This window comes from Cycloclasticus sp. PY97N, from assembly GCF_002443175.1.
GTDB lineage: Bacteria > Pseudomonadota > Gammaproteobacteria > Methylococcales > Cycloclasticaceae > Cycloclasticus > Cycloclasticus pugetii.
On record NZ_CP023664.1, the window covers coordinates 1,602,085 to 1,615,310 of the forward strand.

Annotated in this window: 12 protein-coding genes; all 12 read right to left on the bottom strand. The window is 40.7% G+C overall.

Annotation, left to right across the window (positions count from 1 at the left end; all coding sequences use genetic code 11):
- Positions 1–457: 457 nt before the first annotated feature.
- Entirely contained in the window at positions 458–784 is a 327-nt protein-coding gene (locus CPC19_RS07860) for a non-heme iron oxygenase ferredoxin subunit (protein ID WP_016389434.1), read from the bottom strand.
- A 76-nt stretch (positions 785–860) separates the two neighbouring features.
- Entirely contained in the window at positions 861–1,697 is an 837-nt protein-coding gene (locus CPC19_RS07865; RefSeq protein ID WP_016389436.1) for an alpha/beta fold hydrolase, read from the bottom strand.
- Between the two features lie 62 nt (positions 1,698–1,759).
- Entirely contained in the window at positions 1,760–2,977 is a 1,218-nt protein-coding gene (locus CPC19_RS07870) for a Rieske 2Fe-2S domain-containing protein (protein ID WP_016389438.1), read from the bottom strand.
- An 80-nt stretch (positions 2,978–3,057) separates the two neighbouring features.
- The gene (locus tag CPC19_RS07875; RefSeq protein WP_016389439.1) at positions 3,058–4,284 is read right to left on the bottom strand and encodes a DUF1329 domain-containing protein; all 1,227 of its coding nucleotides are present in this window, start codon (positions 4,282–4,284) and stop codon (positions 3,058–3,060) included.
- A 34-nt stretch (positions 4,285–4,318) separates the two neighbouring features.
- A complete protein-coding gene (locus tag CPC19_RS07880) occupies positions 4,319–5,923 on the bottom strand; it encodes a DUF1302 family protein (protein ID WP_016389441.1) in 1,605 nt (534 codons plus the stop codon).
- 208 nt (positions 5,924–6,131) lie between these two features.
- On the bottom strand, positions 6,132–6,638 hold the full coding sequence (locus tag CPC19_RS07885; RefSeq protein ID WP_016389443.1) for an aromatic-ring-hydroxylating dioxygenase subunit beta: 507 nt from the start codon (positions 6,636–6,638) through the stop codon (positions 6,132–6,134).
- Positions 6,635–7,957: an aromatic ring-hydroxylating dioxygenase subunit alpha gene (locus CPC19_RS07890; protein ID WP_016389445.1), complete on the bottom strand. Its 1,323-nt coding sequence runs from the start codon at positions 7,955–7,957 to the stop codon at positions 6,635–6,637. Before CPC19_RS07890 ends, CPC19_RS07885 begins: the two co-directional genes overlap by 4 nt.
- A gap of 12 nt (positions 7,958–7,969) precedes the next feature.
- On the bottom strand, positions 7,970–9,142 hold the full coding sequence (locus tag CPC19_RS07895; protein ID WP_015005777.1) for a Rieske 2Fe-2S domain-containing protein: 1,173 nt from the start codon (positions 9,140–9,142) through the stop codon (positions 7,970–7,972).
- Between the two features lie 47 nt (positions 9,143–9,189).
- The gene (locus CPC19_RS07900; protein ID WP_015005776.1) at positions 9,190–9,675 is read right to left on the bottom strand and encodes an aromatic-ring-hydroxylating dioxygenase subunit beta; all 486 of its coding nucleotides are present in this window, start codon (positions 9,673–9,675) and stop codon (positions 9,190–9,192) included.
- Positions 9,676–9,691: 16 nt separating this feature from the next.
- A complete protein-coding gene (locus CPC19_RS07905; protein ID WP_015005775.1) occupies positions 9,692–10,516 on the bottom strand; it encodes an alpha/beta fold hydrolase in 825 nt (274 codons plus the stop codon).
- Between the two features lie 34 nt (positions 10,517–10,550).
- Entirely contained in the window at positions 10,551–11,798 is a 1,248-nt protein-coding gene (locus CPC19_RS07910) for a Rieske 2Fe-2S domain-containing protein (protein WP_232228588.1), read from the bottom strand.
- Positions 11,799–11,895: 97 nt separating this feature from the next.
- Positions 11,896–12,810, bottom strand: a complete 915-nt coding sequence (locus CPC19_RS07915; RefSeq protein ID WP_015005773.1) for a VOC family protein — start codon at positions 12,808–12,810, stop codon at positions 11,896–11,898.
- Positions 12,811–13,226: the final 416 nt, after the last annotated feature.

A 13,226-nucleotide genomic window follows, 5' to 3' on the forward strand; every position in this document is an offset into this window, starting at 1 on the left:
ATCAACTATTCATACCAACTGAATAATTTGATATTTAACTTGTTTAAAACTTATCGAATGAGGGATTGCCTAAACACTATGCAAACCCTAAAAAGATAAGTATCCGTATCCCCGACATTGGAGTGGTGTTCTTCATTAAACTGTTTTTCAATAAAGGTTAGAGTCTTCACCCTACTACTTAACCAGTGTTATCTATCAAACCGATTCGCAGTAAACTGCCATTCTCACCTCACTTACACAAACACAACTGTTTTCTAATCCCTCACAATAAAATTATTATCTGATTAAACCTATTTGGTTTTAATACCATTGCTTTTTCATTAAGGATTTTTCACCCTCAAATAACACTAAGCACTGCTTGCGTATTATCCATCGTACTTTTTAAAAACTTCCCGCTCATATAAACTTTTATCCAGTATTCGTGCAGACAATTACTCTCGCCGTTAAGAGTAATAAATCATTTCTCAAGTACTGGTTTTTCAATACACACGTATTCATCATTTATGACGACTGGAAAAGTCTCTAATGGAATATGACAGGGCATAGACACCACTTCCCCTGTGACAAAATTAAATGCACCACCATGAAAAGGGCACTCAATTTCATTTCCATCTTGTTCACCCTCTGTCATAAACGCCATTCCGTGTGTGCAAATATCACTGGTAACGTAATAACTTTTATTAAACTCATAAACCGCTAGTGGGGGCAAACCATCTACCACCACTTGAATTGGTGCATCTTCGGTCACCTCGGCTGTTTTACAAAGCATCATTAATTCAGACATAAGACTCCTTTTATCCCTTAGCTTTCAGGGCATCTATAATATGGTTAGTTAAAAAATTCATTAGCACTTCAACATACTAGTGCGATTTTATAAAAGCCGACACGGCACTAGAAAAGTCGTCGGGGTACTCAATCATCGCCCAATGACCACAGTGCGGCATGATATAACCCCATGAGTTATCCATTAACTCTAAAAATTTATGTGCACTCGATAAAGGAACCACTTGGTCGTCTTTACCATTCACAACCAGTGTTTTTTGTTGCACGCTGGCAATATAGTCTTCTTCATAAAACAAGCCCCCTGCTTTTCTAACCCAGTCCATAGTCGCCGCATAAGAGGCTTCATTTTTTGGGTCTACTGAGTTTGCGTGTCGGTAATCAATCATTTCTGAGGTAATTTGAAACGAATCATTAGTGAGAACCTTTATCAGCCTTATCATCCCTTCTTTTGTATAGTCATACCCTAAAACAGGCTTAAGCGCTGCTATATCCAACTCTGTATTTAGCCCAGCACTGCCCATTAAGATAAGCCTCTCACACAGTTCTGGGTACTCAACGGCAACCCCCATGGCTGTTGCTCCACCCATTGAATTACCAACAAGGTTGACTTTCTCTAACCCCATTTTTTTAATAAAGTTAGCAATATGTTCATAACGTGCTTTTTGTGAATATTCAAAATCACTGGGGTCAGGGCTATCTGTTAAACCAAAGCCCACCATATCAACAGCGATGGTTCTAAAGCTTTTGGCAAACAACGGCAAACAAGCAAACCAATTTCCGTAGCCATTTGCGCCAGCGCCACCACCATGTATTAACACTAATGGCTCACCCTCGCCGGCTTCTATATAACAAGTGTTAATACCATCCACATCAATATATTTCTTTTCATATAGTGATTCATTTTCTATATTCAAAATTATGCCCTCTCATATAAAATTTAAACGTTCTTAGCTTTTAAGTACGTTACTTAAAACCGTTACTCTTTTTTTGGTGCAACTACTCTAGCGGCCCCTGTTCGAGGTGCTCGTTGTATTCCACGGCAATGTTCACTTGCCAGTTTTCTCCAGGCGATTAAATTATGGTCCGGTTCAAAAAGCTGCTCTTCTAACCAACCATAATCATCATCATAAAATGCCTGAGATGCTTTTCTGGCCCAAATATCATCATCATTAAAACCACGTAGCGCTAACGGTTCATGCAATGACGTGAATTCCTCTTTATAACGGTGTATTTGCTCAGGCTCAGTGACCCCTTTTTTACTCAGAATTTGAAAATACATATGTCTTTTTTCATCAATAGGTACATAAAACTCAACCTGTGTTATATCGGGTTCAGGGTGATTTTCTACCGTCAGAATGCCTGGCATCCACAACGACACTTGATAAATAGTTGAATGCTCACCTTCAGGGCGAACACTTGATAAAACGGATTCACCTTTGATATTTGCATCAAATACAGGTCGGTAATTGCCCATTAATGGGTCAACGACCCCTTTAGGTGCTCCATCTTTGTCGTGAATGCCTAATTCTAATTTTTGCTCAGTTGCAAAACCAAGTGGAATAGGTGCATCGCGTGCTGTTAAATAAGATGAGTCTTTATGAATAAAAATATGTGTTGTGTCGAAACCGTTTTCAGCACCAAGGCGCCAGTTAGATTCAATTTCACGGCCTATCCCCATGACATATCGGTCTTCATCTAAAAACCAGGGTGGTAAATCTAAGCCTAACGCAGGCGGTTCATCGCCTTCTGCGACATCGCCTAGAAACACAAACATCATCCCTTTTGCTTCTTCTACAGGATAAGTTTGTAGTGCACGAGTCCCAATCATTTGACTATTTGGGTCGGTTAAAATATCGCAAAGTTTGCCATCATTAAAATTATAGGTCCATCCGTGATACCAGCACGTTACAGTGTCTTTACTGTAACATTCGATTTTTTCTGAGAAGGACACACCACGATGCAAGCAGGTATCGGCAATACAAAACACCTCTCCATCAATGCGGTTGATTAATAGTTTTTCGCCGCCTAATTGAATTGGCTTGGGCTTGTTTTCTTCTAAATCTTCACTAAACCCAACCGGATACCAATGATTACGGAAACCAAGTTTTGCTTGGATGTAATTGCCCCAACCTTTAAGTTTTTTGACAACCTCTTGATCTACAACTGTATCGTTTTCATTATCAAAATTTATCATTTGCTTTCCTTAATATTTAGTCAATATGGATAGAGCCACCTAATGCCCCTTGGCGATTCATCGCCCAAGGGGCATTTTGATTATCTCGCTAAGTTTTTCATTGATGATTTTTCTGTCACAGTGACCGATGGGTTTAAATTAAGCCCCATATCGTAATTACCAAATACGGTACCGCTTCCTGTTTGCAAGTTAAGTGCCACCATCCATGTTGGTATGGGGTGATTACCATCTGTTACACCAAAGTCTTGCTGAAAAGCTTTATAAAGTTTGCCGGCATTGTCATAAATAGCCACGTCACCCAATCGATAAACCTCAGCATCAAATACCATAATTTTCTTACCATAAACCGTGTCATACCTTGGAATCGCTTCTACTACATAGGCTTCACGCAATTCCATTTGACGTTGAGGTTGTGGGAAAAACTTATTATGCAGTGTAATAGGCTCTGGATAAGGAACCGTAGGCGTTATGCTCCTTGTGTTTACCAACATTAAACCTTTTTTAATAATTTTGAATTTCCACAGGCCCATTGGGTCTGAGAAGCCACTTAAATCTGCCTGTGTTAATTCTGAGCCTGCAAGCGAATCAGTTCTGTTCGCTGTAGCCACTTGGCGAACCCGTCTAAACGATGGTAAGTAAACATAAGATTCTGGTAACTTACTTTGGTCTCGGTATTGAATATCTAAGGAAATAATACCTTTCACATCATAGGGTTCAATAAACTTGATAATCCTTCTTGTGGTTTCATCTTCATAACCAGGAATGCTTGGTTTTGGTTCAGCGGCCACTCGACCTGTCATCATGATTTGCGTCATCCCCATGGTCGCTTCTTTATAAACATCACCATCGCTATTGATATAGGTTAATCGACTAATCGGAAAATCAGGACCATTCACATGACCAAAGTCATCACCCTCTAAAGCGAGGTTACCGACCTGATAATTAACCATCACCTCGATACCTTTTTCAGCAACCGGGAAGGGCAATCCACCGATCCATGGCGAGCCATCTTCAAGGCCCAATGTCCCGTATTCGTCCAGTATTCTGGCTTTACCTTTGTTTGCCTCAGTGATTTGCAAAAACTCCGGGTTACTTAATGAGCCTTTTTCAGAAGTCGGTGTGACTTTGAGTACCTGACCTTGTTTAACAAGTGCAATCGCTGATTCAATTAAGTATTCGCTGTATTGGTCTACATTGCTGGCATCAATCACATCGCCGACTTGCGGAACCTTGGCAAATGCCATTGTTGATGCACTGCTGATAATGAGTGCGCTCAAAGCATGTTTCATTATTTCATTTATATTCATTTTCATGACCTCTTAAATTTTTATGAATGATTGATTAGAACTGGTATGACACGGCTATATTCATTTCGTCAGCGTGGTCATACACGGCGATACTGCGTTCTTCTTCTCCGCCAAAGGCGTTGTAGTAAGCCCATACACGCCAGTTATTACCCGGCTGCCATCTGACTTGGGGCTGTAACCAATAACCGCCGTCTATGTCATACAAGCCAAAGAATTCAACGAAAAACTGATCATTGTCGAAGGGCTGACTTAAGTTCAGTGTGAGTTGTGTTTCATCTTTTCTTGCCGCTAATCCGTTAAGATCTGTATCAAGGGATATTTTTTCACGTTCGATATAGATCACCTGAGCGGAGATGTTCATCGTTCTAGTTTTTGAGAAAATAAAGGAAGGTCGATCAATACCTAACATTACTTTCATTTCATCTCGATGAGCGACCCCGAGTGCATCTTGCGGGTTCAGCGGGACAGGCCCAGCAAACTGTAGGTTTGAGGCAGATTTTGCAAACGGCTTATCAAAGGTGTAGGACATTTCGCCTCTAAACACCGCGGCAAGGCTATCGGCATACCAGTTAAATGAAGCCCCTGCTATATCTAAGCGCTCATGGGTGTTTTGTAGCACGGGCAGTACGGCTACTGGCGCACCTGGTGCTGTTGGCGGTGTTGGTGTGAAAACAGGGAGTGTGTTGGTCGCTGAAATCACCCCATCTTGATCAATTAAGCTTAAGTAATTTAAGGTGTAATTAAACCCACCTAGTGAGCCTAATAAGCGTATTCCCCATTGGTCTTCGCCGCGCCAATCATTGGTGTCGTCATCCACGATGAAGGTGGTGCCGGGTGCTAAGGTGGGTCCAAATGGGCTGCCTACGACTAAAAACCCATCAGCCGGATCGCCAACACCATCACGTGGTAAGGGGTTTACGTTCCAAGGTGAACCGATATCCGCCTGTACTGTGGGAACAAAGTCACCGGGATTATAGAAGAAGTCGACGCTCATATCATTGATGGGTAGTTGGTAGGTAAACCGTGCCATCCACAATGGAATACGACGGTGATCAAAGAGCTCACCGCCGCCTTCAAATGGGTGCCAGGCATTGTCCAGTGGGTTAACAATATCTAACAGTCTTACCCCATCAGATTCTCCCCAGACGATGTTTTGACGACCTAAGCGTGTCCATAATTTGCCTTTTTTAATGTCGACAAAGAGTTCCCAGATATCGGCTGATGCGGTGTCGTTGCTTGCATTCATCATCGTGCCGCGATCTTTAAGGTTATTGGAGGCAGAGAAGGCATCGTAGCTATCGACGCCGCCGCTTAAATCTTCGGTGAGGTCATACGCCAGTTTGACCCGTGAAAATAAGCGAACGCTATCAAACAAGCCGTTTCTTAAGCTTGATGGACGGTAGTCAAAGTCTGCAATCCCCCAGACGCGGTTTAAGTTAAAGTCGGGATTATCTTGTTGGCCTAATGCTGTGTTGGCCGCATTTTTATCACTGGTGGTGGAGATAGCGGTTTGTGCTCGAACGAATCCGGATACACGTAAATCCCCGTTTAGATAATCAATTGCCTGTGCCGATGGACTGACAACCAACGTTGTCAGGCCGATTGCTATCAGCTTTTTTATAGTCTGAGTTGTGCGCATTTTATGCTCCTATTTCCCATTTAAAGTATTTAAAACTATTTAAATCCTTATCCCCATATCTGCATATCCATTAACTGTCATTCACTAATTTCTAGCTTTTTATGGATAAAAGATATCTGTACAAAATCACTCGTTAATTTAATAAATATTTCTTTCGCCTTTTTGTTACCAAAACCTACTTCAATGCTTAAACACCTCTGTTGAACATCTATATATGGTATAAATCCAAGGTTGTTTGGACCTGATCATTCACAAGAACTGTCTGCCGTTGTTCGATCTTCCATAGACCATTGTCTAACGTCAGCATATATCGACTACGCCCAGCTATTTGGGTAAGCTCTCGGAACCTATACGAAGCAACTTGCCAATGGCTTTTTAATACGGCCTTTTCACCACTGAATTCAACAAGCTGTACATTTCCGATGAGGTGATTAGTCCTTGGTAGTGGCACTGAAGCAGGTGATGTACCACTGGTAAAACGCCATTTACGGTCTTCTAGCATGGATTTGTTATCCATATAGATCAGCGATACATCATTCTCAGGATTACATGACAACTCATGTTCACTATCCCAAGCTTGCACCCAATAAACGCAATTATCTGCATACAAGGACAACCAATCTTCCCAACGCTGTTCATCTAAAGCAGCCGCTTCTTCATATAAAACCCCGGACAATAAGTTCCACGTATCAAAATCTACAACTTGTGTTTTCATGATTTGTCTTCCTTCGTCATCAGCTCTATCCAACGGTCATATTGCGTCATTGTGCAACCCTCATAGCCGATGATCCCACTATGAGACAGCTCAATACCTAAGTTACTAGCAACTTCATCGGTACCTTCGTGGCGTGAATGTAGGCCAAAAGAAATATAGCTAGTGGCTAAATTACGCCCTTCAGAACCTGACTGACATTCTTCAAACTCAGCATTATCATCTGGGGTACCCATTCCGCTACCGGCAAAAAACTCTTCAAATTGACGCAGACGGTTTTTTCTATCTTCAACTGGCTCACCGACTGGTGCTATGCAGAAAAAAGTTATTTCTGTACGGTTTACATCTAAGGGTCTAAAGGTGCGAATAAGCGTCGCCATTTGGTCCAGCAAATGTAAATTAGGGTAGATAGATAGATTACGAAACACACCGGTCATCCAATGAGCTCTGTCTTCTCCGTACGCTTTACTTAGTTCAGCCAAATGCTTATAAGCCGGTCTGTCTTCAGGGTTTGGAAAATTAAACCAAATGCCAGTATGGCCATTACCAAAAGCCCACTGCCCACCAACTTGCTCATACATTTTTGAAACCTGCATGGTCTGAACTGCAGTGCTTCTTTGCAATTTTCGATCGGCTACTTTTAATAGCGAGCTGTGTGCATAATCTGGGTGTAATCCATCACCACCGCCATTTTCAAGCATCAGTTTCCAATTACCCTTATAAACACAACTCGAACTGCCCTTTAACACTTCTAGCCCGTTCGGCGCCTGGTCAACCAACATATCGATATAAGCCTTACCCCCCAATAAATGCTGATCTAAGGTAGGAACATCTGCAGATAGGCTTGCAAAGATAAAGCCACGATAACTTTCTACTTTCTCAACATGTTTTAGGCCGACGTCATTCTTATGGTCAAGCAGCTCGGGATAGCCCTCTTCTTCTCGCTGAATCCATTTTGCTTCACCATCACTAGCAAATGCCCAACCATGATAGGTGCATATAAAGCTTTTCGTATTACCCCGTTCTGTTCTACATAAACGTGCGCCCCGATGTGGGCAAGCATTGATGAAACCATTAATTTGCCCATTCATATCGCGGTTAATAATGACAGGCTGTCTACCCATGGTGACTGTAACAAAGTCCCCTTTATTCGGTAGTTGGCTTTCATGCGCGACATATATCCAAGACCCTTCAAAAATACTCTCCAACTCCCGCTCGTAAAGAGCGGGGTCGTTATATACACGTCGGTTAACCTTGTAGATACCGTCGTCGGGGCGCCTATCAAACAGTTCGTCTAAAGCATCATTATTGAGTGTGCTCATTTGATCACCCAGTTATAAATCTTCTAGTGTTTGGACACCGCGATTTGCTTCACTGGCTAACTGTCTCCACGCGACTATATTTCCATCTGGCTCAAATAACTGTTCTTTAATCCAACCCCAGTCATCCTTGTAAAACTCTTCCATCGCTTCACGGGCCCAAATATCATCATCATTAAAGCCACGTAGCCCCCAGTCTTCCCACTTTTCATTAAAATCTTTTTCAAACTCTTGCTCTTCAGCTTCATTAGCCACTTCTTTACCAAGCGTTTGAATATACCAATGTGAGTTTTCATCTCTTGGCACATACCATTCAAATTGAATCAATGAAGGGTCTGGAAAGGGGTCTACTTTAAGGGCGCCTGGCATCCATATTGAGATTTGGTTGGCTATGCGTTTATCACCACCAATAACCGGACGAAGAACTGTTTCACCATCTACTTTACCCTCAACGACGGGAACCGCATGCTGGCCGATATTATCGTAAACACCCTTAGGTCCGTCTTCGTTATTAACTACTTCCCATAAGGTGCCTTTTGCTTCTTCTTCACGATCTGTCGCAAACCCTAATGGAATAACGGTCTCATTGTTTGGTATTAACTTACTGTCTTTATGAATAAAAACATGTGTTGAATCAAAACCATTTTCAGCAGCGATTCTCCAGTTTGACCCAACTTCTCGTTTAATGCCTCTAATCGCACGCCCTTCATCTAAAAACCCAGGTGGTACGTCATTAATCAGAGGGGTAGGTTCAATATCGCCGAGAAAAATAAATACAAGCCCTTTTGCTTCTTGCGCGGTATACGTTTTAAGACGATGCTTACCAATCATATCGCTTTTAGGGTCCGTCATAATGTCGCATAACGAGCCATCGTCCCATCGATACGTCCAAGCATGATACCAACAGGTAATGGTCTCTTTTGTATAACACTCAGGCTTTTTAGAAAAGGCAACACCTCGGTGTAAACACCTATCTTTGATGGCATAAACTTTTCCATCAATTCGGTTGAGTAATAGGTTTTCACCACATAACATCGCCTTAACAGGCTTGCCCTCTTCTATTTCTTTACCGAACATGACGGGGTACCAATGGTTTCTAAACCCCAGCTTGGCCTTAATAAAGTTCGGCCATAACTTGTTCTTTTTCACGACCTCTTCGTTGACTAAAATTCTTTCACTTTGATCCATAACATTTTCCTTTTAAATTAAATTTAAATTACAAGTGATGCTTAGGTTTAAATTGGGATAACCATCAGAGTCGTAATTCGATGAGTGTCATAAATAGCAGAACGCTTTTTAAACTTAAGAACCCCTTCATCACGAACTATTTCATCGACATAACGACCCACGTTGTAAACGCTACTTTCACCGTCGTTACATGTTTTAAAGACCGCATAATTAGACTGCACATGAAAGGTCTCTCCGTCTTCTGTACTGATCATTGGGTTGCTAATAATGTGACGGTACCACTGCACTTGATATACATTTGCATGACGCAAAGCTGTAACACGGTCAGCTAACATTCCACGGCTATCGCACCAGATCACCGCTGTTGGCAAGCCTATTTCATGGTTTTCCCTAGGAATGATTTGGTACAAACAATCTTCCGTGAAAAAGTCTGGCCAATGTTCAAGGTCATCATCATCAATACACTGGACATAGCTATTAAGCAGTTGTTCTACTTCGCTTTTTAATTCTATGGTTAAGGGTATATTAGGCATCTAATTTTCCTTCGAATTAGTGAGATTCAATAAATTGGCTAACCGCTGATGCAAAATCTTCTGGATGCTCAATCATCGCCCAATGACCACAATGAGGGACTATATAACCCCATGAATCATTAATTAATTCTAAAAATTTGTGCGCGTGAGTTAAGGGAACAACCAGATCATTTTTGCCATTTACAACTAATGTTTTCTGGGTGATTTTCGCAATGTATTCATCCTCGTAAAAAAGCCCTCCCTGAGATTTAATCCACTCCATCACATTGCCATAAGCTTCTTTATTACTCGGGTCTATAGAGTTGGCAAAACGGTAATCGATCATCTCATCAGTAATAACAAAATCATCATTGGTTAACGCTTGAACCATTTTCACCATACCTTCTTTAGTGAAGTCATATTTCAAGATCGGCATCAATGCTTCTGAGATTTCTGTATTGAGACCAGCACTTCCCATCAACACCAATTTATCAACAAGCTCTGGGTACTCAATCGCAACACCCATAGCCGTTGCGCCACCCATAGAGTTTCCAACCAATGTTGCTTTTTCAAACCCCATGGCTTTAATAAAGCCAGCTAAATGGTCATAGCGGGTTTTTTGTGAGCAGTCCGCTCCAATGACAGCAGGGCCTTCAGATTTACCAAAGCCAATCATATCGATGGCAATCGCTCTAAACTTCTTACCGAAAAGAGGCAGGCTTGCAAACCAGTTACCGTAGCTATTGGCACCTGCTCCACCACCATGAATTAAAATGACCGGCTCACCTTGCCCTTCTTCTATATAACAAGTTTTAACACCGTTAACATCAATATATTTTGTTTCGAAATCTGCTTCGTTCATCTCTTTATCCTTATATTTAATTATTAATAAACCTTTACTGAGTCACACCCATAATTTGCTGATAACCTTTCCAATAGGCACGTAATATCGACTCGGTTAACAACGTACCTTCATCTCCGTCTTCACCCATTGCCATCAATGAATGATGACTTGGATCACCCTTAATGGCGTTTTGAACCAATTCAGTGGCTTCACCATCTTCCATAGAGATATAACCCGCTGGGCCTACTAAGTTCATCTGCCTAACTCTTTCAGCTCTTAATTCAGGGGTATCATCTTCATAGCCAAAAAAATGGAACACCAACTCAAATTCGTCGACACCTTTAGGAATAATTTGACGTACCGCCAAGGTGTTATGAATTTGCTGTAACACCATTGAAGGGAAAATAGATTGGATATGATTGGTAAAAACTGGGTCTAATTCTGGTGTAACTTCTAAAACAGAGGTATCAGCTAACTTAACACCTGTATCATAGGTTCTTAAATCACCTTTTTCGTACTCAGATTTATCTTCATTTTCAATAACATAGGCGCTAAGAAGGCTATGCATATTTAACGGCCCGCCTATTTCAGCACCACCACCCATAGTAGATCGGTAAACACCAAACGTGGCATGAAAAAGATGCAGTAAACTGGCGTGATAAGGGTCTTTAGTGTTCTCTGTATATAGCTTCCAATTAGCATTAACATATTGCCGAGTCACGCCGAGGTATTCGATCGGCTTGCATAACACCCTCAACATCATTTTGAGCATTTGAGGGCCTAGGTATTCCTCTAATGTTGGCCCTTGATCAGCAAAACTTGCAAAAATAAGCCCACCCAATCTTTCAACTTTTAACTTTTGTAAAGGTCGGTCACTCGGCTTAAAGTCCTTAGGAAAACCACCTTTTCCACCATGGCCTTTACGAAAAGGAACCCCAACACACTCGCCTGACGCATCAAAGGCCCACTGGTGGTAAACGCAAGTAAAAACGCCATCTTCAGACTTCCCATGTCGTTCTCTACAAACTTCTGCACCTCTATGAGAACAGCGGTTAACCCATACATAGAAGTTATCTTTATCATCACGGGTTGCGACAACAGGCACATCACCTACAAATGTCGACTTATAACTAAATGCTTCTGCTAATTCAGATTCCAGCGCAACGAAACTCCAGGTTTCACCACGAAAAATATTTTCTTGTTCAAGCTTATAAATACTTTCGTCTGTATAAACTTCAAATGGAATTTTTGTTGAGTCACTCCAATCCAAGCTATTAATTACTTTATTTTTTTCATTCACTTTATTCACCCTCATCATTATTTTCCAAAGAACTTAATACAAATTTGTTACCAAACTCACACACTTATGAACAGACGTTCATTTTTTGAAAAAATTTTTAGTTGTCATTTGATCTAGGTTCAACATGACCCCAATCACTTAATTGGGAATACGTCTTAACTTCCCAGTTATCTTCTTCAATGATTATTCCGCCCCAACCAATTTCTAAACCAAAACCATCGGGTGTTTGAACATAGAAAGAAAACATTTGATCATTTGGGTGATGACCAAGCTCCATAAAAAAAGGTGTATCAGCCTTTTTAAAGCGATCAAAAGCGAGACCAACGTCATTCATATTTTCATACTCGATCATAAAATGATGTAGCTTTTTAGGTATTGGGATACTTGCACAGGCGACAGAATGGTGTCTGCCAGTTTTTGTATGTAAAAAAGTAGCTTCTAATACTGGCCCACCAGGAAAAACCTCACCGGTGATATAATCGCTTAATCGAATACACAATACATTCCTATAAAAGTTAAGACTCATCTCAACATTTTCAGCATTAGCAACATAGTGACCAGCACCAAAACGATCAGCTAAAAATTGCCCAACCAAAACATCCGATTTAAAACTGTCATTCATCGGGATAATCGATGCGCCATAATATAGTTCATGATCAACCCCATCCGGGTCTGTGCAAATATAGGCTTTCTTAATCCCCCTACTTTCACAAAACTTCTGGTCTGCTTTTACAATCTCAACACCCTTTCCTTTGATATGTAGAACGACTTCATTCAGCGATTGATCATTATCATATTCCCAACCGACTGCTGATAAATCATTTGCTGACCCTTTTTCAATAATGATTCGTTGTTCTTGCTTATCCATACGAAAAGCAAGTTGATCGTCACTACTTTTGTCACTAAGCTGCAGACCAACTAGGTCCTTTAAAAAAGTGTTCCATTCCGCCAATTTATCCGATTTAAAAACAAAATATCCCAAACTGGATGGAGTTAATTGATCTAAATTCATACGTCCTCTGCTGATATAAATTAAATGTTTAACGTTAAAATTTTGAAACTTTTTTCGTTAACTATTCATTAATTAGTCTTAATACTTAACATCTACCTTTTCATTTCTGGTTCAAATGAACACTTGTTCACTAAATCCTACCACCTGTTTTTTTGCATCGCAACAATTATTTGAACTTTTGTTCATAACCCACGTTCTTTAGATTTAATGTTTTTTAAATCAATATGAACAATTGTTCACATAAATATTATCAGCGTGTTTTTATAACTTCAACATCAAAATGAACATTTGTTCATACATATTTAAAGTACTTTACATAAGGAGTGTGCACAGGGAAATAATTTAAGCCGATCTAACTCATCATTAATCAATAACTTAGGAAATAAATAACCATCCCCTTTTTAGAGTCACATTAC